At 47.3% G+C, this 24,958-nt stretch carries 25 protein-coding genes; 15 read left to right on the top strand and 10 right to left on the bottom strand.

The window, feature by feature from the left end; translation table 11 throughout:
* Positions 1-3 precede the first annotated feature (3 nt).
* The 7 genes from ACFQS8_RS11250 (at position 4) to ACFQS8_RS11280 (ending at position 7,657) form a co-directional block, all read left to right on the top strand.
* Positions 4-576: an EF-hand domain-containing protein gene (locus tag ACFQS8_RS11250; RefSeq protein ID WP_382167431.1), complete on the top strand. Its 573-nt coding sequence runs from the start codon at positions 4-6 to the stop codon at positions 574-576.
* Between the two features lie 196 nt (positions 577-772).
* Positions 773-1,126, top strand: a complete 354-nt coding sequence (locus ACFQS8_RS11255; RefSeq protein WP_382167432.1) for a MerC domain-containing protein — start codon at positions 773-775, stop codon at positions 1,124-1,126.
* Between the two features lie 141 nt (positions 1,127-1,267).
* Positions 1,268-2,623: a tRNA (N(6)-L-threonylcarbamoyladenosine(37)-C(2))-methylthiotransferase MtaB gene (gene mtaB / locus ACFQS8_RS11260; protein ID WP_382167433.1), complete on the top strand. Its 1,356-nt coding sequence runs from the start codon at positions 1,268-1,270 to the stop codon at positions 2,621-2,623.
* Positions 2,620-4,638 carry a signal recognition particle-docking protein FtsY gene (gene ftsY / locus ACFQS8_RS11265; RefSeq protein ID WP_382167434.1) on the top strand — a complete coding sequence of 673 codons (2,019 nt, stop codon included), beginning with the start codon at positions 2,620-2,622 and terminating at the stop codon, positions 4,636-4,638. Before mtaB ends, ftsY begins: the two co-directional genes overlap by 4 nt.
* A gap of 115 nt (positions 4,639-4,753) precedes the next feature.
* Positions 4,754-6,193, top strand: coding sequence for a lipopolysaccharide biosynthesis protein (locus tag ACFQS8_RS11270; protein WP_382167435.1), 1,440 nt, complete (start codon positions 4,754-4,756; stop codon positions 6,191-6,193).
* A gap of 50 nt (positions 6,194-6,243) precedes the next feature.
* Positions 6,244-6,912 carry an inner membrane-spanning protein YciB gene (locus ACFQS8_RS11275; RefSeq protein WP_382167436.1) on the top strand — a complete coding sequence of 223 codons (669 nt, stop codon included), beginning with the start codon at positions 6,244-6,246 and terminating at the stop codon, positions 6,910-6,912.
* A gap of 181 nt (positions 6,913-7,093) precedes the next feature.
* Entirely contained in the window at positions 7,094-7,657 is a 564-nt protein-coding gene (locus ACFQS8_RS11280) for a MarR family winged helix-turn-helix transcriptional regulator (RefSeq protein WP_382167437.1), read from the top strand.
* A gap of 51 nt (positions 7,658-7,708) precedes the next feature.
* Here the strand turns inward: ACFQS8_RS11280 and ACFQS8_RS11285 are convergent, their stop codons facing one another.
* Genes ACFQS8_RS11285 through ccmA form a run of 5 tightly spaced genes read right to left on the bottom strand, consistent with a single transcriptional unit; the run spans position 7,709 to position 10,559 of the window.
* Positions 7,709-8,257 carry a DsbE family thiol:disulfide interchange protein gene (locus ACFQS8_RS11285; protein WP_382167438.1) on the bottom strand — a complete coding sequence of 183 codons (549 nt, stop codon included), beginning with the start codon at positions 8,255-8,257 and terminating at the stop codon, positions 7,709-7,711.
* Positions 8,254-8,394: a heme exporter protein CcmD gene (gene ccmD / locus ACFQS8_RS11290; protein ID WP_382167439.1), complete on the bottom strand. Its 141-nt coding sequence runs from the start codon at positions 8,392-8,394 to the stop codon at positions 8,254-8,256. Before ccmD ends, ACFQS8_RS11285 begins: the two co-directional genes overlap by 4 nt.
* Positions 8,394-9,167: a heme ABC transporter permease gene (locus tag ACFQS8_RS11295; protein ID WP_382167441.1), complete on the bottom strand. Its 774-nt coding sequence runs from the start codon at positions 9,165-9,167 to the stop codon at positions 8,394-8,396. The genes ccmD and ACFQS8_RS11295 overlap by 1 nt, the downstream gene beginning before the upstream one ends.
* Positions 9,168-9,195: 28 nt before the next feature.
* Complete coding sequence (gene ccmB / locus ACFQS8_RS11300; RefSeq protein WP_382167443.1) at positions 9,196-9,885, bottom strand: heme exporter protein CcmB; 690 nt, start codon at positions 9,883-9,885, stop codon at positions 9,196-9,198.
* On the bottom strand, positions 9,882-10,559 hold the full coding sequence (gene ccmA, locus ACFQS8_RS11305; protein WP_382167445.1) for a heme ABC exporter ATP-binding protein CcmA: 678 nt from the start codon (positions 10,557-10,559) through the stop codon (positions 9,882-9,884). Before ccmA ends, ccmB begins: the two co-directional genes overlap by 4 nt.
* Positions 10,560-10,704: 145 nt before the next feature.
* On the opposite strand from ccmA, the gene acnA reads away from it, so the two are divergent.
* Together acnA and ACFQS8_RS11315 are read left to right on the top strand one after the other, a co-directional pair.
* Positions 10,705-13,380: an aconitate hydratase AcnA gene (gene acnA, locus ACFQS8_RS11310; protein ID WP_382167447.1), complete on the top strand. Its 2,676-nt coding sequence runs from the start codon at positions 10,705-10,707 to the stop codon at positions 13,378-13,380.
* Between the two features lie 154 nt (positions 13,381-13,534).
* Positions 13,535-14,290, top strand: coding sequence for a DUF1223 domain-containing protein (locus tag ACFQS8_RS11315; protein WP_382167449.1), 756 nt, complete (start codon positions 13,535-13,537; stop codon positions 14,288-14,290).
* A 2-nt stretch (positions 14,291-14,292) separates the two neighbouring features.
* On the opposite strand, the gene ACFQS8_RS11320 is transcribed toward ACFQS8_RS11315, so the two are convergent.
* The 5 genes from ACFQS8_RS11320 to ACFQS8_RS11340 all read right to left on the bottom strand — a co-directional run bounded on the left by ACFQS8_RS11320 (position 14,293) and on the right by ACFQS8_RS11340 (position 20,255).
* On the bottom strand, positions 14,293-15,312 hold the full coding sequence (locus ACFQS8_RS11320) for a DUF4340 domain-containing protein (protein ID WP_382167451.1): 1,020 nt from the start codon (positions 15,310-15,312) through the stop codon (positions 14,293-14,295).
* Positions 15,312-17,198, bottom strand: a complete 1,887-nt coding sequence (locus tag ACFQS8_RS11325) for a Gldg family protein (RefSeq protein WP_382167453.1) — start codon at positions 17,196-17,198, stop codon at positions 15,312-15,314. Before ACFQS8_RS11325 ends, ACFQS8_RS11320 begins: the two co-directional genes overlap by 1 nt.
* Positions 17,199-17,933 (bottom strand): ABC transporter permease subunit, encoded by a 735-nt coding sequence (locus ACFQS8_RS11330; protein WP_382168606.1) that lies wholly within the window; start codon positions 17,931-17,933, stop codon positions 17,199-17,201.
* 104 nt (positions 17,934-18,037) lie between these two features.
* Entirely contained in the window at positions 18,038-18,784 is a 747-nt protein-coding gene (locus tag ACFQS8_RS11335) for an ABC transporter ATP-binding protein (protein WP_382167455.1), read from the bottom strand.
* 742 nt (positions 18,785-19,526) lie between these two features.
* Positions 19,527-20,255: a Bax inhibitor-1/YccA family protein gene (locus ACFQS8_RS11340; protein ID WP_382167457.1), complete on the bottom strand. Its 729-nt coding sequence runs from the start codon at positions 20,253-20,255 to the stop codon at positions 19,527-19,529.
* 206 nt (positions 20,256-20,461) lie between these two features.
* Here ACFQS8_RS11340 and thpR point away from each other — a divergent pair, with 206 nt between their 5' ends.
* The 6 genes from thpR to ACFQS8_RS11370 all read left to right on the top strand — a co-directional run bounded on the left by thpR (position 20,462) and on the right by ACFQS8_RS11370 (position 24,866).
* A complete protein-coding gene (thpR, locus tag ACFQS8_RS11345; protein ID WP_382167459.1) occupies positions 20,462-21,019 on the top strand; it encodes an RNA 2',3'-cyclic phosphodiesterase in 558 nt (185 codons plus the stop codon).
* 101 nt (positions 21,020-21,120) lie between these two features.
* Entirely contained in the window at positions 21,121-21,666 is a 546-nt protein-coding gene (locus ACFQS8_RS11350) for an invasion associated locus B family protein (protein WP_382167461.1), read from the top strand.
* Positions 21,667-21,692: 26 nt separating this feature from the next.
* The gene (locus ACFQS8_RS11355) at positions 21,693-22,193 is read left to right on the top strand and encodes a hypothetical protein (protein WP_382167463.1); all 501 of its coding nucleotides are present in this window, start codon (positions 21,693-21,695) and stop codon (positions 22,191-22,193) included.
* Between the two features lie 25 nt (positions 22,194-22,218).
* A complete protein-coding gene (locus ACFQS8_RS11360) occupies positions 22,219-22,635 on the top strand; it encodes a Dabb family protein (protein WP_382167465.1) in 417 nt (138 codons plus the stop codon).
* A gap of 57 nt (positions 22,636-22,692) precedes the next feature.
* On the top strand, positions 22,693-23,865 hold the full coding sequence (rlmN, locus tag ACFQS8_RS11365; RefSeq protein WP_382167467.1) for a dual-specificity RNA methyltransferase RlmN: 1,173 nt from the start codon (positions 22,693-22,695) through the stop codon (positions 23,863-23,865).
* 581 nt (positions 23,866-24,446) lie between these two features.
* Positions 24,447-24,866, top strand: a complete 420-nt coding sequence (locus ACFQS8_RS11370; protein WP_382167469.1) for a hypothetical protein — start codon at positions 24,447-24,449, stop codon at positions 24,864-24,866.
* The last annotated feature ends 92 nt before the right edge of the window (positions 24,867-24,958 follow it).

The raw sequence follows: 24,958 nt of genomic DNA on the forward strand, positions 1-24,958 counted from the left end.
AAATTGTTCGACTTTAAATCTGGGACTGTCGCAAAGCTAACACTCGCCGCAAGCCTATTATTCGCCGCATCATGTGCCTCCCATAAACCACCAGAACGTGGAGGCGGACGCGGTGGCCCGCCCAATCAGGGCAATCTCTCAACAATGGGTTATGTCGCAGCGCCCTTAAACCTGCTCTATGCAAGCATGGATGCAGACCAAGATGGATATACATCTATTGATGAGCTCAACAGATTTATTGATACGAATTGGACAATTATGGGCTTGGAAGAAGACTCCCATTTGCGCAGTTTTGATTATCAATCATGGGCCACCATCTATCTAGGCCACGCCGAAGCTATGCCCAGTTTTATTGGATTTGATACGGACCTTAGCGGTTCAATCACTCAGCTTGAATTTGAAACCTGCCTACGCCGTCACTTCGATCTTCTCGACCAAGATAAAAACGGCAGCCTCAATCGATCAGAATTGTTGGTGAAAATGCCAAGCATGCGCGGCCAATCTGGAGGTGGCGGCAAGCAACGCTCCAGTGGCGGCAAAGGTGAAGGCGGTGGCGGCAAAGGCCCTCCTCGCTAGATCCTCACATATTAAAACGCCAGAATGCGGATGCTTCACAGCGTCCGCATTTTTAATAGATTGGCGCATAAGAATGCTATCCTCAAAAGCCTATCTGACATTCAAGCTATAAGTTTCATCGCCAGAATCATTGACAAAGTTTGGATGTGACGCTTTATCTGACGTTATATTATAACATCACATAAAGAATTTGCTCGTGAACTCCACTCGTTTAGATATTGTCGCCATTACCTCCTCCAGCGTTTGCCTGTTTCATTGTCTCGCACTTCCGGTTCTTACATCGGTAATTCCAATGTTCAGCGCATTCTCAGACACTGAATGGCTTCACAAAGCATTGGTTCTGATTGCGGCTCCGTCAGCTTTCTTTGCATTCCTTCAAACTCATAAAGCTGAAACTCGGAAGATTTTTGGTGTGTTTGCATTATTGGGAACGCTTTCTCTCATAGTCGCGGCATTCATTCCCGCCCTACATGAGAGTGAAGTTCTTTTGACCACTTTGGGTGCAATTACGCTTGCAGGGGCGCACTTATTTAGATGGCAAAACCACTAAACAAAAAAGGTGCGATGCCTCTCCCATAGGAGACGTTCAGCGTTCAATTCTATATCTTCAGCGTGGAAATCACGCCGTCTAATGTGTCCCGAAAATTCAGCCCTCTTGCAAAATCTTTCATAGACGCGCATTTAAGGGCCAATGACACAAAACACGCCCTCCTCCGCGCCTGCAATTGACGCCCAATCTACAAATGAGCCTGCCTCTTTAAAAGAAGAGCGCAATAGCAAACCCGCGTCTGGATTAGATATCCTTACATTAGGATGTCGCCTCAATTCTTATGAGAGCGAGGTCATGCGCAATCACGCCTCCAGCGCTGGGCTAGAGGATGCCATTATCGTCAATACATGTGCCGTTACCAATGAAGCGGTAAGGCAAGCGCGCCAAACCATTCGACGTGCGCACAAGGATCGCCCAGATACACCAATAATCGTTACAGGTTGTGCTGCGCAAATTGATCCTGATATGTTTGCCAAAATGCCTGAAGTTACGCGCGTTATCGGCAATAATGAGAAAATGCAGGAAGGCACGTTCAAGCCCTCCACGCTTCTCAATCAAGCAGCTCCCAAAGCGGTCGTGAATGACATTATGTCTGTGACCGAAACAGCCGGACACCTCGTTGATGGGCTTGAAGGTCGCGCGCGCGCTTTTGTGCAAGTACAAACAGGGTGTGATCACCGCTGCACGTTTTGCATCATCCCCTATGGTCGCGGAAATTCTCGCTCAGTACCTGCCGGTGAAGTCGTGGGGCAAGTTCAGCAATTGGTCCTTAAAGGCCATTACGAAGTCGTGCTAACAGGCGTAGACCTCACTTCATGGGGCGCTGACCTGCCAAACAAACCCAATCTTGGTAACCTCGTTGCACGAATTCTCAAACTCGCACCGGATTTAAAACAACTTCGCTTATCATCTATTGATGCGATTGAAATCGACGATCAGCTCTTTGATCTCATCGCTAATGATATGCGCATCGCTCCGCACCTGCACCTATCCTTTCAGGCGGGCGACAATATGATCTTGAAACGCATGAAACGTCGCCATTCCCGCGAAGACGCAATTGATCTTTGCACACGCCTTCGTGCTGTTCGCCCTGATATTTCCTTTGGTGCAGACCTTATTGCAGGTTTCCCAACTGAAACTGATGAAATGTTTGAGAACACATTGGCCTCCGTGGATGAATGCGGATTGGATTACTTGCATGTCTTCCCGTATTCAGCGCGACCAGGCACACCCGCTGCCCGTATGCCGCAGCTCAATGGGGATATTGTCAAAGCTCGTGCCGCGCGGTTGCGCGCAAAGGGTGAAGACAGGCTCAAACTACGTTTAGAACGCCATGTCGGCACAACACAGAATGCATTAGTAGAAATGGGTGGCCGCGCCAGATTGCCGGACTTTGCACCCATTCGTATTGATGGCGAAGCACCTCTTCCCGGCAGCATCGTCAAACTCGAACTCTACGCACACAATGGAACAGATTTGATGGGGCGCACGCTATGATATTGTGGTTTGGAAAAAAGAAAAAAGCTGACAAATCTGGCGAGACACCTATTGAACCAAATCCACCTCAAGAGGCGGGTATCGAACCAGAAACACCCGCTGCTGCTTCTGAAGATAGCACATCAACCAGCGTGCCCATTGCAACAGATTCAACCCCTGTTTTAGATTCGCCAGAAGCTGTTAAAGCTTTACTGGACGCAGACAAACCACCAGAGAAAAAGGGTCTGTTTGGTGGATTGTTCGGCGGCAAGAAAAAATCAGAAGAAGACGCTGCTATTGATGCTGAAATTCAGGCAGATGTCGAAAACTATTTCAAAGACCCTTACGACAAGGATGCGATCACATCTGACGCCCCTTTCAGAGATGATGACGGCTTTGTGCCGAATATTGAAAAAGAACCTGCGTCGCCGCTTGAAAATGCAGAGCAGATCGAACCGACAAGCGAAGATACTGCGCCTCAAACACCGCCGCTTTCTGAAACTCGTGATGATGCTCAATCTCCCGTTAAGGATGAAAGCGAAAACATTCCAGAACCTTCCAAAACGGAACAGATCGTACCAGAAACAGACAACCTTAAAGACACGCCTGTTTCAGCATCCGAAGAAGTGATTGAGCCAGTTTCTGAAACCGATTTGGAAGCATCTCCTGAATCTGCTCCGGATACTTCAAACACCTCTGCTATTGATGAAGACATAAACAGCGATGCAAGTGACGCCCATGACGAGGAAGAGGATGAAACACCTCCTCCCTTCAATCAATTCATGGAAAAGACACCGGAAGCTGAGGTCAAGCCGGATACGCAAGACGCAGCGGATGGAACAGAAGAAAACTTATCTAACACCTCTACCGAAGAGTTGGAAAACGAGCCTGAAGTATCCGCCATCTCAGACACGGAAGCGGACGCAGCAATAACACTTGCTGAAGACACATTTGAAGAAGATGCGCCTGCTTATGACATCACTGAAAATGCAGCTGATCAACAAGCAGCCAACACACCTGAACCGTCCTTAGAGCAGGCTGACACCACGCCGTCTACAGAGACTGAGCAGGACGATAACAACCCGATAGCAGAGACGAAGAAGCCGGGCTTCTTCTCTCGTATGAGCCAAGGTTTAAAACGCTCATCATCCAAGCTTGCCGATGGCATTACATCTGTTTTCACCAAGAAGAAACTAGATGATGACACGCTAGAAGACCTTGAAGATCTACTTATCTCATCTGACTTAGGTGCCAGTGTGGCAATGCGCGTTTGTGAAAATATCCGCAAAGACCGTTTCGACAAAGAAGTCACAGATGAAGAAATAAAATCAGCCTTAGCTACTGAAATAACACGCGTTTTAAAACCTCGTGAAGAAATACTAGACCTTTCGGAAGGCCCGTCTCCACGCGTTGTTTTATTTGTCGGCGTCAATGGATCCGGTAAAACAACTACGATTGGTAAAATCGCAAGCAAACTGTCTGCCCAAGGCGCTGATATACTACTCGCCGCTGGAGACACATTCCGCGCTGCCGCTGTTGAGCAATTAAAAGTCTGGGCGGACCGCGCCAATGCTGGTTTCCTATCGCGCCCCGATGGAGCCGATTCCGCTGGCCTTGCATTTGACGCTATCCAACAGGCAAAGCGTGAAAATCGCGACCTCGTTTTGATAGATACAGCGGGCCGCCTGCAAAATCGAACCGAGCTTATGGATGAACTTGCAAAAGTTGTCCGCGCCATTCGGAAGATTGAACCAACCGCGCCGCATGATGTAATTCTGGTGCTCGATGCAACAGTTGGACAGAATGCACTCTCGCAAGTTGAAGCCTTCAAACACACTGCCGGCGTGACTGGTTTGGTGATGACCAAACTTGACGGAACAGCCAAAGGGGGTGTCCTTGTCGCCATTGCAGATAAGCATGAGATACCCATCCACTTTGTCGGTATTGGTGAGAAAGCGGAAGACCTATACCCCTTCTCAGCACAAGCATTTGCAAACGCATTGGTCGGACTCAGCGATGATGTGACCGGGGAATAACGCAAAATATCACACCCATTTTTAATGTAGCAAGGCTTTAATCACTTGTTTTAGAAACAGTATTAATGTCCGCCGCAATAGGCATGTTCAAATCAAGCGGGATGGAATTTAAACCATGATCTGGCGTCATCTCTTTGGCTATCTTCCCGCCAATGTCATCCAAGGGCTTGTCTCTTTTGGAGCGGTCTACGCCTATACACGCCTGCTAGGTGCTGATGATTACGGACGCTACGCCCTTATACTCACCATCATGTCCGCTTCGCACACAACAACGCTAACATGGGCCGAAGCTGCCGCGTATCGATTTGCCGGAGAAGCTGAAGAACGTGGCGGCATGAATGATCACATTCGTACATCCATCACCCTCTCAATGCTGTCACTTATCCCCGCGCTTTTAATCGTTGGTATAGGGTGGCTCATCGTGGGCGGTGATCCCAAAATGCAAGCTGCAATAATATGGCTAGCTTTATCTATGCCCTGTTTTTCAGTCATCCAGATGAGTTTGGAAATCCATAAAGCACGCCAGCAGGTCTCCAGATTTGCGAAAATCAGTATCGCCCACATCCTGTTAGGATTTGCAGGCGGATTATACTTTGCATGGCGTACCCAAGCAGGAGCCGCTGCCCCTTTTATCGGCCTTGCCATTAGCGGCGTCTTATTCGCTGCAATTCAGGGCCAATACCTCTGGAAGCTCTCCAAAGAAGGTCGTTTTGAAACGAGCCGCGCCAAAAGCTATTTTGCCTATGGTATGCCTCTCGCTTTGGCCCTCCTCCTAGAAATTGCCCTTGGCGCAGGAGACCGCTTCCTAATCGCCTATTTCCTAGATAACGCCGCCGTAGGTGCCTATGCCGCCGGATATGGTGTCTCAGACCAGACTATTCGTCTGCTTTGCATGTGGGGAGCCATGGCGGGTGCACCTCTGCTCATGGCAAGTTATGAAAAACATGGAATGAGCGGCATTGCAGAACCTGGAAAAAACATGGCCCGCTTGCTGATGCTTATCGCATTGCCTGCAGCAACAGGCCTCGCAATGGTGGCTCAACCTCTCGCTCAATTCATGATCGGCGAAGAATTACGCGATCAAGCAGCCCTTACAATACCTTGGATCGCGGCGGCTGGCCTGATAAATGGGTTCATCATTTATTATTTCTCAGAAGCTTTCCAGCTTTCTAAAAAAACCGCCCTACGCGCTTCGCTCATGATTATACCAACCGTTTTAAACGTCATTCTCAATATAATCTTATTGCCACGCATTGGTTTGATGGGCGCTGTATATGCGACCGTATTTTGTTACGCCCTTGCCTTGCTTCTCGTCATGGGAGTTGGACGCCGTTTCATCGCCCTCCCCATTCCGATAAAAGATCTAACGCTTATTGCAATAGCATGTGCGGGGATGGCAGGCGTTGTATATCTGCTTCCAGCAATAGGCGCATTCCCTGAGTTGATGTTGAAAGCATCACTTGGCGGCATCGCTTACGCAATTCTAGCTATCGGCTTAAATGCTGGCGGTGCACGTGATCTTGTAAAAAGCCTTAAACGCTCCAATTCCGCCTAATTTCTGTAAATAATCGTGACATCCCACCACAAGCAGGCCATATCAAGCATATGACAGATATTTCAAAAGACACTTCAGTAGACGCAACAGCAGATTCCGCCCCTTCCAAATCTGGAGGCGCAGGCAAGATATGGCGTGAGCTTGGCCCTGTTTTGCTCTTTGTCGTCGTCTACAACCTTGTGCGCCGCATGCCTGAAGGCGGCGGGCTTTTCGCAAAAGAAACAGCAATTTACTGGGGAACAGGTGTCTTCATGGCAGCTATTTTTGCGGTCATCGGTTGGACGGTCTATAAAAAAGAACCCATCTCCCCCATGCTTATCGTTACAGGGGTCATCGTTACCGTATTCGGTGGGCTGACCATTTATCTGCAAAGCCCTGAATTTGCTTACTATAAACCCACCATCATCAATTTGCTCTTCGCTGGATTGATATTTGGTGGTCTAGCTTTTGGCAAAAACGTCTGGAAAATCGCTTTTCAGCATGCTTTTGATCTCCCAGATTATGCATGGAAAGTGTTCGCTATCCGGTGGGGATTATTTTATATTGCACTTGCCGCGTTAAACGAATTTTTATGGCGCACGCAAACAGAAGATTTTTGGGCCAACTCCAAAATTTTCTTGGTTATGCCCGCAACATTCTTATTCATGATGGCAAACATGCCCTATCTAATGAAACACTCAAATGATGATGCTTTTGGCTCTAAAGCAGAGAATAAATAATCAACGCATCTACTAAGCAAAACCACCCATGTATTCTCTAAACAAGAGAATGCATACGGCTTATACCCACCAATCGGCGAACTGACACGAAACCTTCATTTGCCAGACAAAAGCGAACTATGTAGTCAGACAACGGACGAAAGGGTTTCCGTAACTTTTGACTGCAGGAATGGTGGGGCTGATGTCTGAAGAGAATTCGAAGTCTGACGAAGTTTCAAGTTTTAAACTCAGCGAGTCTCCTGCGCATCTTTTGCGCCGTTCTCAGCAATTTGCGACAGAGATTTATTCTGATCTTGGCCTCGCAGATAATGTCACGCTTCGCCAATCGGTTGTCCTGGCTGCTGTTGCAGAAAAAGAGGGTCTCAGCCAGTCTGACCTCGTCAATACAACAGGCATTGATCGCTCCACATTAGCAGACATGATCGCACGTATGGAGATGAAAGGCCTCGTTTCGCGTAGCGCCGCTGAAACCGATGCACGTGCCAAATCTGTATTTCTCACCGATGCAGGACGTATAGCGCTTGATGAAGCCATGCCCGCGATGCAAACGGTAGACAAAGCATTGCTTCACGCTCTCCCAAAAAACAAAAGAAAATCTTTTCTCGCCACTCTAGCTCTACTTCACAGCGCAGCAGAAGGCGTAGAGCCGCCCAAAGCTAACGGCAAGAATAAAGACAAATCCAAGGGCGATAAAAAGAAGTCAAAAAAAAAGACTTCCAGCAAGAAAAAGAAGAGCAAGAAATAGCTTATCTGCTCACGCAGACGCGCGCAGTTCTTCCCAACTCATTTTAACAAACTAATTGACCTCATCGCCTGATGATTGAGCCGTTTTCAATTGTGCATACTCTGTCTTAAAAGCATCCGCTTCTTGCCGAGAAAGCGGCCCTCTATGCTGGCGCACAATCATGCCGTCTGCATCAATGAGGAAAGTTTCAGGTACAGCATTCACACCTAGCGACAAACCTGTCATCCCATCCGTATCGAGCCCAACGACTGCAAACGGATTGCCATCCTCTTCCAACATTTTAACAATCGCTGAAGGCTGATCTTTATAGGCAACGCCAACAATCGGCGTTTCTTCCGACATCTCCATCAAATAGGGGTGTTCTAATTTACATGGCAAACACCATGTGGCCCACACATTCACAACGACTGGCTCGCCCAAATGCTCACTCAGCCTGTAGGTCTCACCTTCTAATGTTTGCAACTCAATCGCTGGTGCCGCACGGGCCTTGCCTTGGAAGAGATCACCTTGAGGACCACCAACCTGCCCCAGCTTCACCACTGATAGAGCAGCTAGCGCGATCAACAATATGATCGGAAGAATATAGATAGCACGTTTCATTCTGAACTTTCCGCAACCAATTTCTCATGCCGAGTTTTTGCACGTTTCAAACGCAAAACGATGAACACCGTCAACACAGCCAAAAGCCCAAACGCCACCCCATAGGAAGCCCACACAAAAGGCGCATACTTATCCATTAGTCATCCTCCTCTTGTGCGTAGCGGCGCTGCACGAGAGCTTCAGAGCGACGCGCATATATTTCAGCACGCATATTTATAATCACCAATGCGCCAAATAATAGTCCATACCCCAAAAGCACCATCAACAATGGACTGATAAAAGGTTGAGGAAGTTCAGAGTGAATAATTTCTGAGGGTGTCCCCAATTTCTCTGTCCAATCATCTGCCAATCGGACAGAGGCTTTTTGATGTAGCGTAGACCACCAATTCACAGACCATTTAATGATCGGAATATTCACAACGCCAACCAAACACAATATCGCAGCTGCTCGCCCTGCTTTTTGTTGCGTCTCAAAAGCTGACCATATCGCCATATATCCCAGATATAGAAAAAATAGGACGAGCACAGATGTTAGTCGCGCATCCCATTCCCACCACGTATTCCAAATTGGACGCCCCCACAAACTCCCTGTCATGAGACAGATCGCCGTAAAAACTGCTCCAATGGGCGCAATTGATTTACCTGCGATATCGGCAAGCGCATGTTTCCATATAAGGGAGGACAAACTCGCCCCCGCCATACAGGTATAAGCCCCCATACACATCATGGCGGCCGGCACATGCACAAACATAATGCGCACAGCATCCCCTTGGCGATAATCAGCTGGCGCTATAAACAAGCCTACATAGGCCCCTATCGCCAATGCCAGCGCCGAAAGGGCAAGCATGATTGGCCCCGCAAGTCGAGTTGCAGACATGAATTTATGCGGGTTGGCAAATGTCGAAATCATAAAAGTCACTTATCCCTATTCAGGCCCACTAATCCAGAGCTGTTTTTAATGCAGCCCCAGCCGCAAACGGCCCAAGCGCGATAGCCGCCAACGCACAAGCACCGCAAAGCGCCATTGCACTTGTCCAATCACGCCCTTCAGACACTGCATATAATGCAGATGCGCCAAAAATTGTCGCTGGGGCATAAAGTGGCAAAGCCACAAGCGCAATCAACAATCCACCCCGTCTCACGCCAGCTGTTAGAGCAGCCCCAATTGAGCCAATAAAAAAGAAGGCCAAACCTCCAAACAATGACACCGCAAACACGTGCAACACTGCGTGCCCTGGCCCTAACAACATCACCCACAATAAAGGCGACACCATTGCCAAAGGCAGCCCCGAAGCAGTCCAATGCGCCAATGTTTTTGTCAAAGCCACTCCCGTCATACTCACACCTGATGAAGCGACAACATCCAAAGTACCATCTTCCAAATCTGCCTGAAACAGGCGTTCCATTGGCAATAAACTCGCCAAAGCCAGCGATATATATAAAATACCTGGACCCGCTGCACGCAGTAAATCAGCAGCTGGTCCCAATGCTAATGGCGTCAAAGTCGCAGCGCCCGCATAAAATCCGACAGGCAGCGCCGCACCACCGCCTCCTCCCCAAGCCAGACGCAGCTCACGCCAAAGCAATGGCAATAATTGCGCAGACATAGCCTCTTCAGAAACTTTCATACAGAAGATCCAATCTCTAAGGATGATATATCCTCTATTGTAGGCTTTGAGTTTTTTGCTTTGCGTGGCGATAAAATCTCTAATGCACGCGCATTTGGAATAGCTGCACCATGCATTGCTGCGATAACAACACCGCCCTCATCATTGTGGTTGGCAATCAGCTCTTTCACCAACTCTTGCCCCTTAGTATCTAGCGCTGCAAATGGCTCATCTAGCAACCAGACGGGTCGGTAGGTGATGAGCAGTCTAGCTAATGACAAACGACGTCTTTGACCTGCCGATAATCCGCGTCCGGGCACATCGCGCCTCTTCCACAGTCCCACACGTTCCAATGCTGGCTGAATTTTGCCTTTTCCTTCGCCAAAGAAACTCGCCCAAAACTTCATCTGATCTTCAACGCTCTCTTGGGCCTTAATTCCATCTTGATGACCGAGAAAATGTACCGGGTAAAACGATGAAGAATGTGACCCGCTACCATCAGCATGATAAGCAATCGAACCAGCATCCGGACGTGTCAAACCAGCCAAAATGCGAAGCAAAGTTGACTTTCCTGAGCCATTTTCACCCCTTAGTTCTAGAATTTCACCAGCTTTTGCCTCAAATGATATATCTTTAAAAAGAGTACGATACCCTCTGGTAGCGCCTACATTGCGAACGATTAGCAAGTTCTCCACTTTTTTACGACCATTCCTATAAAGTCACACATTGACGAATTGCGATATTCTGCTGGCTGGGCTAACAGAAGCGCACACTATACGGACGGGGGTTAAAAATCACCCGCGACCCTTTCACCACATTGTCTGGAAGGATTTTCTAAACATGGCGTCACTCGACAGCTTTAAATCTCGCCGCGAACTCAACGTAAACGGCAAATCATACGTTTACTACAGTTTACCTGTAGCCTCTGAAAATGGACTCGGCGACGTATCAAAACTCCCTGTTTCTCTAAAAGTGCTTTTGGAAAACTTACTTCGAAATGAAGATGGCACAACAGTAAAAGCAGAAGACATCAAAGCTTTTGCGGCTTGGTTGAACGATAAAGGTTCAGCGCAACACGAAATCGCATACCGTCCAGCACGTGTTCTTATGCAAGATTTCACAGGTGTTCCTGCTGTTGTAGACCTTGCGGCGATGCGTGATGCAGCCAAAAACCTTGGCGCAGATGCTAAAGCAATTAACCCGCAAGTGCCTGTTGATCTTGTAATCGACCACTCTGTGATGGTTGATAATTTTGGTACACCGGACGCTTTCGAGCAAAACGTTGCCCGCGAATATGAGCGCAACAAAGAGCGTTATGAATTCCTAAAATGGGGTCAATCTGCATTTGAAAACTTCCGTGCAGTTCCTCCAGGCACAGGTATCTGTCACCAAGTAAACCTTGAATACCTCGCCAAAACTGTTTGGACAAAAGACGAGGACGGCGCAACTGTTGCCTATCCTGACACATGTGTGGGTACAGACTCTCACACTACAATGGTCAATGGTCTTTCTGTTCTCGGTTGGGGTGTTGGTGGTATTGAAGCTGAGGCTGCAATGCTTGGCCAACCTGTCTCAATGCTTATTCCTGAAGTTATCGGTTTCAAACTAACTGGTAAACTTTCAGAAGGCACAACAGCGACTGACCTTGTTCTTACAGTTGTTGAAATGCTTCGCAAAAAAGGTGTTGTCGGTAAATTCGTTGAATTCTTCGGCCCTGGACTTGCTAACCTATCTCTTGAAGATGAAGCAACTATCGCAAACATGGCTCCAGAATATGGTGCAACATGTGGCTTCTTCCCAGTAGATAAAGAAACACTCACATACCTAAACACAACTGGCCGCGGCGATGCACAAGTTGCGCTTGTAGAAGAATACGCTAAAGCTCAAGGCATGTGGCGTACAGATGAAGAGCCTGTCTTCACAGACACAATCGAACTCGACATTTCTACAGTTCGCCCGTCAATCTCTGGACCAAAACGTCCTCAAGACCGTATCGTTCTTGATGATGCCGCTGATGCATTCGCTGTGGCTTTGGATAAAGAATTCAACCAACTCAACGAAGCACACAAACGTGCCAAAGTTGAAGGCGAAGAGTACTCAATCGGTCACGGTGATGTTGTCATTGCTGCGATCACATCGTGTACAAACACATCTAACCCATCAGTGCTTATCGCTGCGGGCCTTGTCGCGCGTAAAGCAATCGAGCGCGGTATCAAGGTTCAGCCTTGGGTGAAAACATCTCTCGCACCTGGATCGCAGGTCGTAACAGATTACCTCATCAAAGCTGGCCTACAAAAAGACCTTGATGCCCTTGGCTTCAACCTTGTGGGTTATGGTTGTACAACATGTATTGGTAACTCTGGTCCATTGCCGAAGAAAATTTCTGACGCAATTAACGCTGAAAACCTTGTTGCGACATCTGTTCTTTCAGGTAACCGTAACTTTGAAGGCCGCGTAAACCCAGACGTGCGTGCAAACTATCTTGCATCTCCTCCATTGGTTGTTGCATATGCGCTTGCAGGTTCAATGAATGTAGACATCACAAAAGACCCAATCGGGTATGATGATGAAAACGAGCCAGTATACCTAAAAGACGTTTGGCCTACATCAAAAGAAGTGGCAGACCTTGTTCGCACATCTGTGACATCTCAAATGTTTGATGAACGCTATGGCGATGTCTTCAAAGGCGACGCACACTGGCAGGCTGTTCAAGTCTCTGGTGGCGAAACATATGGCTGGCCAGAATCGACTTACGTTGCAAACCCGCCATACTTTGAGGGCATGACAATGACTCCCGAAGCACCGGGTGATGTTGTAAACGCACGTATCCTTGGATTATTCGGTGACTCAATCACGACTGACCACATCTCTCCTGCGGGTAACATCAAAGCAGCTAGCCCTGCTGGCCGTTACTTGAAAGAAAAAGATGTGCCTGTTGTAGACTTCAACTCTTACGGTGCCCGCCGTGGTAACCACGAAGTCATGATGCGCGGAACTTTCGCCAACATCCGTATCAAAAACCAAATGGTTCCAGGTACAGAAGGCGGCGTCACGAAGCACCAACCTTCAGGCGAGCAAATGGACATCTATGATGCAGCCATGCGCTATAAAGAAGAGAAGACACCATTGGTTATCTTCGCAGGTGACTTATACGGTAACGGATCTTCTCGTGACTGGGCTGCCAAAGGTACACGTCTACTAGGTGTGCGTGCGGTATGTGCATCCTCATTTGAGCGTATTCACCGTTCCAACTTGATTGGTATGGGTATTATCCCACTTCAACTTCCTGCTGGTTCTGGTTGGTCAGACCTTGGCATGAAGGGTGATGAAGTTGTGACAATTGAAAACGTTGCAAACATTCAGCCGCGCCAAACATTGGCTGTGAACATCAAGTTCGCTGATGGATCAGAGAAAACGATCCAAGCTATGGTTCGTATTGATACTGAGAACGAGCTAGAATACTTCCGTAATGACGGTATTCTACACTATGTTCTTAGAAACTTGGCGAATGGCTAATATCTATCTCAGTGCCTCGCGCTGAATGATTCATCTTTTAAGCCCCTTTCTTTACCGGAAGGGGCTTTTTCGTATAAAGTCCGTCTCTTGTCTTTAATCTCGCTCACATTGTCTTGATTGGTATGTGTTCGCGCAGTGTTGTATATAATGGGATATGAACATTAAACGCCTCCTCCCCCTCGTATTTGCGCTAGCCGTATCTGCCTTTGTAAGCCCTAGCTTTGCCAAAGCTCCTTCCGCGCAGCCAAATGCTAAATCGCCTGCACCAAAAACCGAAAAACTTCTTCCCTTTATGGAATTATATACAAGTCAAGCGTGTCCACGCTGCCCTAAAGGAAATGAGAATTTCTCCAATTTTGCGGCCAAAACGGATGTCGTCGCGATCACCTTCCCCGTTGATTATTGGGACTTTATGGGTTGGCACGACACATATGCGCAAAAAGGCTTCACAAAGCGTCAGGAAGTCTTGAATGCAAGCCTCGGACGTCGCGGCCCCTACACGCCCCAAGTCATTTTTAACGGAAAAGAGCATTGTTCCGCTATCAATGATAAAACCATGTCGCGTAAATTAGAGGCAACATCTCAAAAGCAAACTGAACTTTCAGTTGCCTATGATGGACGTGATCTTAGCATCGCAAACAACGCAACCGCTTTGGATATTTGGCTGATTGAATTTGAACCAGGTGAAACATTCGCCACACCAAAATCTGGTCAGAACGCGAATAAAACTATGGTCTACCATAACCGCGCCAAGCAAATATCGCTTGCTGGACAAGTCAGCGAAAGCGGCACCTATCACGTGCCTTGCCCGTCGCATTGCGCAATCATATTTGAGGAGCCCGACCATGGTGCTGTCTTAGGAGCAATAACATTTCCTAAAACACCCGCACTAAACACGGCGCTCAACTAAGATTATTTGATCACAGCGATATCATTAAGCGCTGTGGTCATAATATTGAAATCCATATTTGAAATCTCAAACGCCCACCCAGCGACCTTGTCTTCAAGCTCATCTATCTGGTCGCTTATTTCTTCTCGCTCAACCTCAAGTCCTTGCGAGAACACCGCCCAGTATTTGCCCTTATCTTCAATTAATTCGACCTCAATCACCCAGCCTTGGTGTGTGATTGTACGATGAATAGCGCGCAATCGGCCTTTAATTTCGCTACGTGGCGCAACATCAAGCGGCACCAATCGAGATAAGGCTAAAGCTGGAGGATTCGGTGCAAAACTCGCTATCAGAAGCGCATCCTCATAAGGTTCCGTCAATTCAAATTGACCCGGTGCATCCCCGCGAACCTTCAAACCATAGCTAGAGCGCCCGTCTTTAAACTCAACTTGAACACGCGCAATATCTTCTGCGCCAATTTCCAATATATCTAAATCCAACCAACGTGCCGGCGTTTGCAATGGTGGAAAAATACTCGCATCTACGGCCCAAGTTTGCATCTCATCTGGCTTGCGAATATAGGCGGATCCGTTTTTAAAACCCACAACCATATTCACCAATGTATTTCCATCCGCATCCTTCACCTGCATAAGCGCGCCAGTGCCGCCCTCGAGTGGGTCACCCAACCCCAAACGGTCAAATTTCTTAGGATCGACTGTCATTTGGCGGGTAAATGTCATTGAAGCTAATGCTTCAGATAAATTCGCAATCGCAGTCAACTGGATCGGATATCGCCCACGCTCACTCAAAAACCAATCACGCCCATCACGTGTTAAATGATAAGTGCCTTCTTTCGTCGTCACACTTATATCATCTGCCGCCGTTACATCGGCTTCAAATTCGGGCAAAACCACCTTACCCACAAGGCCGGCCTGCTTACGCGTATGTTTATCCATGCCGGATATAAAAGCCGTCGCAAAAGACAGCACGGCCAATGCGCTACATCCCCATAGCAGACGAGACCGTTTTTTCGCCTTTGCCATTAGCGACTCCTCCCCTTGCTACGGTTTCTCCAACCGACAACGAAAAACCCAATAAGGATAATCAATGCAGGCGGCACCCACACATTAAACAGCGCTAGACGCCCCGATAATTTGTCGATGTCTGCCCGAAACTCGCGCTCTACTTCGCGTAAGCGTTGGCGTATCTCAATGGCTTCAGCCCGAAAGCGCGTCAGCTCTTCTGCTTCTGCTTGGTCAATCGCATCCATTCCCAAGCCATTGCCCAGCAGACCACCTCCCGCACCAGAAGCGCGCAATTCATCTAAGCGTGCCTCTGTTTGTTGAAGCCGTGTTTGTAGAATTTCCTGCTCTTCATACAATCTCTCGCGTGCAGCAGCCCGCATGTCATCCACGCGCGTCATTGGCCGCGCAGATGGCGCACGCGATCGTAAATGCACCAAAGCATCAGATCCCGATAAATTATCCAAAGCATTCAGAACAAAGGCCGCATTATCGGCAACTGGCGCGCCTCCATTCGGGCTGACATAGAATGTGTCATCAAACATATCAGCGTCTGAAATCAGTATTATATCAACAGCTTGTTCAGATTTTTCTAAATGCGGTAGCTCAGTATTAGAATCCTTCGCCAAAGCTGCCAAAACTGGATCATCAGGAATAACAATTGGCGGGATTGCATCCGTAAATGTGCTTTGCAGCTCCCCCGTCAATCGACCGATAAGCGTTTGCTGCACGCCCAGTCCGGCATAATTGCTCATTAATTCACGTGGCGTCACCTCGCGTCCTGCGCGCTGCGAGCTGATCATCATAGCTTGCGCCGTTGTCCATACCAGCGGTTCAAAATCAGCGCCAAGTGCAGGTGTTACATTCAATACGCCCGCCGCTCCAAAATTAATCGAGCGCGCAAGGTCTGCTGTAACTGGGTCATCATTTGACATATTACCGCGTGGCGGCGCGATAAACAAAGGCTGCACTTCTACAAAACGTCGTCCGTTTTCAATGCGCTCAACTGGAAGACCAATTTCTTTATCTATCACCACCTCAGTTAAAGGTGTCAGGCCCAACATCGCCTCAATGGGACCAAGACTAGAAGTAAGGTGCGCACGCCGTCCACGCGCAGCCACGGAAGCTTTTGATGTTGGATCAAGCGCTATAATTGCCCGCCCTATCCGCAGCAAGCCTTGCTCGATCAAATATTGCTGGCGAGGGCTTAGCTTAGGAGGATGCACAATCATCAATGCATCTAATTTTTCAGGAAGCACCACAAAATTCGGGTCTATCGGCACAATCTCATAGCTTCGTGCCATTTCTCGCAACAAGTAATAGTCCTTTGGAGACTGACCAGACCCGGCAAAATCAACCAGACTTGTCAAAACCCCAATACGCGCAGGTAAAGGATCATCCAATTGTGAGATGAGCTTCACCAAATCATATTCCAGTAAGGCTTCTCGCTCTGGTGCTAAATATGGAATTACAATTTCATCGTCTACAGAATTGCGACCCACTATCGCCATATAAAGAGGATCACCAGAATCAGTTTGAGTGGACTGAATACCGGCATCAATTAAACGCTCTTCTTCGTCTGAAAAAGGTTCTGGATCTGTCTCAACAATAATCACATCACCGCCCGAGCGCGCTGCGATTTCAGATAATAATTCTCTTACCCGCGCGCCATATGTGCGGATCGCAGGAAAGTCCGCTGCAAGCTTTCTTGAATACACAAATTGCAATTCAATTGGCTCAGCTAGATTTGCAGCAACGCCTTTGGCAGCGCTCGATAGCGTATAGAGCTTATTCTCCGTCATATCGACGCGCGCACTCGATAGCCAATTTTGTGACGTGATATTTAATCCACCAAAAATCAAAACGGCCAATGCGCTAATTGCCAGCGTAAAGTGTTTGGTTTTCATTTAGCCAGCCCTCCGGCTTGAAATCCATAACGTGTTCAAAGTCAGCCACAGAACAATGAAACCCGCGTAAAACAACAAAGCCCGCAGTTCGAGCACACCCCGTTGAGCAGCTTCAAAATGCGTCAAAAACGAGAAGCTCCGCGCCGCCTCCGCCACGCCCGCTCCTAGAAAGCCCGCTAACCCAGAGGCAACAAGCGGCAAGCCCATTACGGTAAACACAAAACCAATTGTCACCGCCAACACAAAAGCAACCACCTGATTACCAGCCAAGGCAGATAAAGCACCACTAAGCGCAACATAGCCGCCCGCCATCATAAAGCTCATAATATAAGCCAACATAATCGCCGTATTATCAGGTGAACCAAGGTAATTGACCGAAATCCACATTGGGAAGGTCATCAACAGCGCCACTCCAGCAACCGTCCATGCCGCAAGAAATTTCCCGACAACAAGCGCCCATACGGGTGCTGGCAAGGTCAGCAATAATTCCAGTGTTCCAGACCGTATTTCTTCCGCCCAAAGCCGCATAGTCACCGCCGGCAAGAAAACAAGATATAGCCAAGGATGGAAAAAGAAAAAGGGAGAGAGGTCAGCGCGATTTGTATCGAAAAAGCGGCCAATCTCAAATGTGAATGCCCCTAAAGACAATAGGAAAACAGCGATAAACACATACGCCAAAGGCGTAAAAAAATACGCGCGCAATTCACGATTATATATGGATGTTACCGCGGCCATTGCCGCACGTTGGCGTGTTTTGCGTCCCATATGCGCATGCACATCCTCGCCCGACTTTAGTTCTTCTTGGGAAATTCCCGCTACATTTACAGAAGATGGATCGCTCATTGTGGGATACTTTCTTCTTGGGTTAGCAATGTAAACGCATCTTCTAGCGTTTTCGCAGGCAAATTGGTCACCAATCCTGCGGGCGTATCATCGGCAACAATTTTACCGCCATCAATCACCAATGCCCGTGAGCACATCGCCTGAACTTCATCTAATTGGTGAGTTGAAATCAAAATCGCTTTGTCTTTAGACATACGCGCGATCAAGCTTCGCACAGCCCGTTTTTGATTTGGGTCGAGGCCATCTGTCGGTTCATCCAACACTAGCACCGGCGGATCATGAATAATCGCACCAGCCAACCCAACACGTCGCTTATACCCTTTTGATAAAGTATCTATTGAACGATCAATTACCGCCTCAATTCGCGCATCAGCAATAACGCGATCTAGCGCCCACCGTGTCTGCGACATGGACAGACCATGCGTTCCCGCAAGAAAAGTCAAAAAGCCGCGCGCTGTTAAATCGCCATAAAGCGGAGCACCTTCAGCAAGATAGCCAAGCGCAATTTGCGCATTCTCGCGCTCCTGGCAAATACTCGCCCCTGCAATGAAAGCATCACCACTATCAGGCTCAAGAAAGCCAGATATCATCCGCATAGTTGTCGACTTACCCGCCCCATTGGGTCCTAAGAAGGCAACAACCTCCCCTTTCTCAACGGTAAAGGAAACACCCCGAACAGCATGTTTGATACTCAGCCCACTGCCATAGGTTTTTACAAGGCGATCAATCTTCAACAGGCTCAAAAGAAACTCTCCGATCCATTCGCTCACTCAAATCAAATCGCTGAAAAGAGTCATGATATAGTTTGATAGCGTGCGTCGCGCATTAAGCAAAGAAGGCGTGACGTGGCATATGTTTAAATAACATATCTGTCACAACACCCAACCGTCTAACTCAGCAAAATCAGCTTCATTACAGCTATTTATTCTAGCGGCTCTAATATCAATTTTAGGATTGGTGTCAGACAGACTTGGAACAATTGGCCCACGGGGGGCTGGGGGGCTGTTGGGTCCGGAGCCGTTACTTCTCAGCCTATCTGACATGGTTAATGTGGGATGAATTGCATGATTTGAAAAGGGCCAAGTGACTAAAAAAGCAGCTTCATGTCACTTTTATTGATTAAAACGAATTCATGGTTGTTAACCAGCGCCGCCACCAACCCAATTCCCTTGTGCTGCAAAACAGACTTTCAAAACTCACCAAGCTAAATAAAATTCGACACATCTCGAAAGCCAGCGCCTCAAGCAAGGCATACGCTACGCAAACTCCTCGCTTTTCATGCCGCAAAAAGGCAAGAGCTAACCTACCTCAATCCACGCCCCAACCACGCACTGACCACCCCGTAAGCAGACGCCAACCACCTTACTACCAAAACGCTATCTTCCATCTAGCAGAGCACCACCAACCTCAAGCCGAAGCGCTTTTAGATACAAAAAAGCCCCACCATCGCTGGTAGGGCTTTCATGTGATTTATATCAATTCAATCTAGTCACGGCCCATCAAGGATAGGATGAACTGGAACAAGTTGATGAAGTTCAAATATAAGCTAAGCGCACCATAATTTGTCGCTACCGCCATTGAACGCGTGTCACCACCAAGCGCGTAATAAGTGTGCTTCAAACGCTGTGTATCGAACGCGATCAAACCGGAGAAAATCAAAACACCACCGACTGAGATGATGAATTCCATCATAGATGACTGCATGAACATGTTCACAACAGACGCCACAATGATACCGATCAGACCCATGATTAGGAATGTTCCAAAACCAGATAAGTCTTTCTTAGTTGTGTAACCCCAGAGGCTAAGACCACCAAAGGCAGCAGCTGTTACAAAAAACGCCTTACCTATAGTCGTGAAACCATTTGGAATGGCCGCATATGTAAGCACCAAAGCACCAAGACCAGCACCTAAAAGCGATACAACGCTCCAGTAAATAATACCTGATGCCAAAGGAGATGGGTTCTTCATTGCAAAAGATGAGACTAGCAAAATTGCGATAGGCCCAAACATTACAACAAATCTAAGGGGTGTCCCTAGAACCAAAGCAGTCACAGGATCAACTGTACCCACGACATAAGCAATGACCGCAGATAGCACGAGACCAAGTGCCATTTTGTTGTAAATGCCAAGCATGAAGCCCCGCAGGCCAGCATCAACTGACATGTCAGCTGTCTGGGAAGCAGCACCCTGAGAATATTGATAGTTCGACATTAAACACCTTTTGTCTAAGTTGAAGACGTATGAAACATATATTGCTTATGAATATAGGAAAAATTGAGGCAAGTTGCTAGATCTAACACCTATTCTTCGTCATTTTATTCGCAATACATCAGAAATCTGATTGAAACTTAGTTTTCACCTGTTATTTCTTTATAGTCCATTAATACTGACAGCTGCGCCAAGAGCAGAAAAACACCATGTCTTACAGACTATTTGCCGCTCTCCCCATCCCCGAGCCCATCTGCGACATGCTCAAAGGCATGCAAAAAGGGCTTGATGGAGCTAATTGGCGGCACAAAGAAAATCTCCACCTCACTTTACGCTTTTATGGCAATGTTTCAGAAAATACTGCGCATGACCTAGATGCAGCACTTGCTGAAATTGACCTCCCCCCTATCACGCTTCGCTTAAGCGGTGTTGATCAATTTGGCGGATTTGAACCTCACACTTTATGGGCTGGCGTCAAACACAATGAGACCTTGCTCCGCTTAGCGGAAAAATGCGCCCGCCCCATGCGTGAGCTTGGAATTAAGAAAGATAAACACACATATATTCCGCACGTTACATTGGCCTATCTCAATCATATGCCCCCTCAATCAGCGCCAGAATTAGTCGCAGGGTATCTGCAACGCCACGCAATGTTTGAAACACCTGAATTTACTGTAAATCGGTTCGCACTATACAGCTCCACGCCAGGCAAACACCAAAGTCATTATCATGAAGAAGCTTCATACCCGCTGCTCAAATGCAATTGATCACTAAAATGACTGCAATTTAAGGCTCTTGCCTCATTTCCTTCATGGTTAAACGTCAAAAATTGCGATACTAGAATCTCACCAACTCAGGGGAATGTTTTATGCCGAAGCCAATTGTTCAGCCAAGAATAATACACATGACTCACGTTTTCATTCGGCGTATTCTTGTGCTTAGCATGCTTGCTGGCTCCATGAGCGGTATCGCCAATGCGCAAGTTAAAGCCATAGGCAGCTTTAAAGACTGGCAAGTCTTCACCCAAAAAGTTGATGGCGACCTTGTCTGCTTTGCGGCCACTGAAGCGATGGATAAAGCCCCTAAAGACGTGACACACGGTGATGTTCATTTTTACGTCGCCAATTGGAAATCTGGTGCAGGCAAAGAACAACCCAGCCTTAAAGTAGGTTATGAATTACGCGGAGACATTCCTCCAGAAGTCGTTATTGGCCGGGAACGCTGGCGCATGTACACATCTGCAAACGAAGCATTTCTTGAAGATAAAAATGAAAATAGCGTCGTGCGTGCGCTGAAACGAGGTTCCAATTTACGCGTGGAAGCCGTTTCTGCACGCGACACTCGAACAGCCTATCATTTTTCATTGAGCGGCTCTTCTGCTGCGATAGATCGCGCAGCAGCAGCTTGCAAATAAACGAAAAGCATACCTAAAGTGAAAAAATGGCCATTTCTCATTTCATCACAATACTGTCTTGGCTTTTGTTTTCACTAGCTAGTTTAAGCTTTGTCGCATTGCAAATATCTCCAACGGCTCTTCCAGCTTTGCTCGACATAGTCGTTTTAAACTGGCGAGAATATATTCATGCGCCCATATTGCAATTTTTGGACGCCAAATACGAAGATTATATAGACCCTGTTATAGCGTCACTTATAGTTTTTCATTCTTTGCTGCGGCAAAAATCTCGGCTTAACCGCATTCACAAAGATCTCGCCATTGCACTGACCCATCAACCAGACATGACTACCTCAATAGAAAACTCATTGTCGCCAAATGACATCAAATCCGTTCAAAAACTGATGGGACTCGCGAAAGCTGATAAACTAAGTGCAGATGCCCCTCAATATCCGCGCTCAAATTGGCTATTCACGACCCAAAGCATGGTACTTGTAACGCTTACATTCAGTGCTTCAGTTTGGCTTTTCATCAAACAAGTTCTATAAAATTCCACGAGTTAGGATACAGAAAATGAAATATCTTGCTTTGGCCCTTACCCTATTTGCAGCAGCGTGTGCACAATCACCCACACAAACGGCCTCCTATAGTGAGCAAACAAATAATATGCTCACACACAATGTTTTTTTTGATTTAAAAAACAAGGATGAGGCGTCTGTAAACGCACTGATAGACGCTTGCTATAAATACCTCGCGCCTCATGAAGGTATTGTATTTTTCTCAGCGGGCCCTCGCGTGAAAGAAAAGCAGCGTGATGTGAATGATTTGGATTTTGATGTCGCTTTGAATGTAATTTTTAAAGACGTTGAATCCCATGATGCCTACCAAGTCAGTGATATCCACATGGAATTCATAAAACTGTACAAAGATAATTGGGCGAAAGTGCGCGTCTTTGACGGTGCTGCCTCTGTCGCAAATCAACCAAACTAATCACGTCTATTCATGTATAGCGTGACGCAGCGAATTTTTCACGCTATAAGCACGCCCATGTCCACAGAACTTGATCTTTCTCGCCGTCCAGCCAAACCGGCTGCGACAGGCCCCGTAAACCTTTCCGGTCTCTCACTTGTAAAAATACGTGAGCAGATGGAAGCGCTTGGCATTGATGCAAAAAAAGCAAAAATGCGCGCGAAGCAAGTTTCTCATTGGATGCACAATTTTGGTGTTACCAATTTTGACGATATGACGAATATCGCCAAAGATATGCGCGCCAAACTAGAACAAAACCATGTTATAGAGCGCCCTGAGATCGTCGAGCACAAAGTTTCAGTGGATGGCACTCAAAAATGGCTTTCACGTTTTGGCCCTGCCATCGAAGCTGAAAGCGTTTTCATTCCTGATGTTGCACGCTCTGGTGCGCTATGTGTGTCTTCGCAAGTTGGCTGTACATTAAGCTGTACATTCTGCCACACAGGTACACAGAAAATGGTGCGCAACCTCACCGCGCAAGAAATCGTCGCCCAAGTGCTTGTGGCGCGTGATGCTTTGAGCGAATGGCCTACACCAAGTGAAAACCGTAAACTCACAAATATCGTTTTCATGGGCATGGGTGAGCCACTTTATAATCTTGATAATGTGGTGGAAGCCATTGATACGATTTCCGATTGTGAAGGTATCTCTATAGGGCGTCGCCGCATCACGGTTTCTACAGCGGGTGTCGCACCTAAAATCCCAGAACTTGGTGCCCGCACAAATGCGATGCTTGCCATCTCCTTGCACGCGACAAATGACGATCTGCGAGATGAGATTGTACCTATCAATAAAAAATACAATCTTGAATGCCTATTTGACGCTATCCGCGCCTACCCAGACCTTGGCAATTCAAAACGTGTCACATTTGAATATGTTATGCTCAAAGATGTGAATGATAGTCTTGCGGAAGCGGTAGATCTCGTAAAACTGATGAAAGGCCTACCCGCCAAAATCAATTTGATCCCGTTTAACCCTTGGCCGGGCTCTCCTTATGAATGCTCAGAATGGGATAAGATTGAAACTTTCGCTGAAGTTCTTAATCGCGCCGGCCTATCAGCCCCAATTCGCACACCTCGCGGCCGCGATATCTTTGCTGCTTGTGGACAGTTACGTTCAGAAAGCGTGAAAGAAAAAGCAAGTGACCGTCTCAAAGCGCGCTTAGCTGATACAACACCCGCAGCAGAATAATCTTGTGCAATTAACGAAGGTGCTATCAGCCCTCGCCTTCTAAATGGGTAGCGGGGGATAGATACCCCAAACGCAAAAACGGCGGATGCTTCCATTTAGGGAGCTCCCGCCGCTTCACAATCTACTCATACTCTACTGCATTCATATATACACGAGAAATGGTTTACAGAACATGAACGAAGGGGCGAAATCCCCTGTTATTCATTAACATTTGTACATTTTTAATATGATTTTCTACTCAAACGTGCGCGCAAGCAGCGGAAGAAACGATTTGAAACAACTATATTTCCACAAACCACAACAAGCGAATCAGCTAGCCATCCCTATCGTATCTTCCGCTAACGCAGCCATGCGTCATGCGCGACTAGATCCCCACGTCCAGCCCTTATTGGTTTGATACATTCATCTTATTTACATTTCGCATCTTCGATAAGAAATTTTACGAACTGTTTGTACACCTTTCCTTTTCCTTAATGGGCCGTTAGGTATAAAATCTCAGAAATAAAAAGGGGATTGCAATCTGCTACTCCCTTAATATTGCAACAAATAGAACCACGCCCAATTCAGGAAACTTAATTTCGATGGACGTTCTAGGAAATATCTTTCAAGGGGCTGGTGCCGCATTCGCGGGCGGTGCAGCTGCATCTGGTTGGACAGTAGCCGTCATTTTCGCCAATATCGCCTTTGATGGATTAGATTATAACCGTGCCGACAGAATGCTTCGCCGCACTTTACTTGTCTCATCCAATTTCCAAGCAATTTTACTGGGGATCGCCGCTGTTTTCTCCCTGTTATCTGGATCAATTGTTGCCTTCATCACGTGTTTGATTACCGCGCTAGGTTTTCTGTCTAATGTGTGGACCCTCGCCCCTCGCTCGGGCAAACGTGTCACCGGTATGCGAGAAAACCGCAAAGGAAAACGCATGGTTGCTGTCGCGCTTACTCTCATTCAAACGGCTTTCGCTGCTTTAGGTGCAGCGCTCGTTGCATTTGGGATTTAAATGAGCGCGTTGTCGCACAAGTTTGCGCTTGAACACTCTGAAATTAACAAAATAGCCGCAATGAATGTTAACAACACCTTGACCAATGCCTC

Source organism: Hirschia litorea (assembly GCF_042665075.1).
Lineage (GTDB): Bacteria > Pseudomonadota > Alphaproteobacteria > Caulobacterales > Hyphomonadaceae > Hirschia > Hirschia litorea.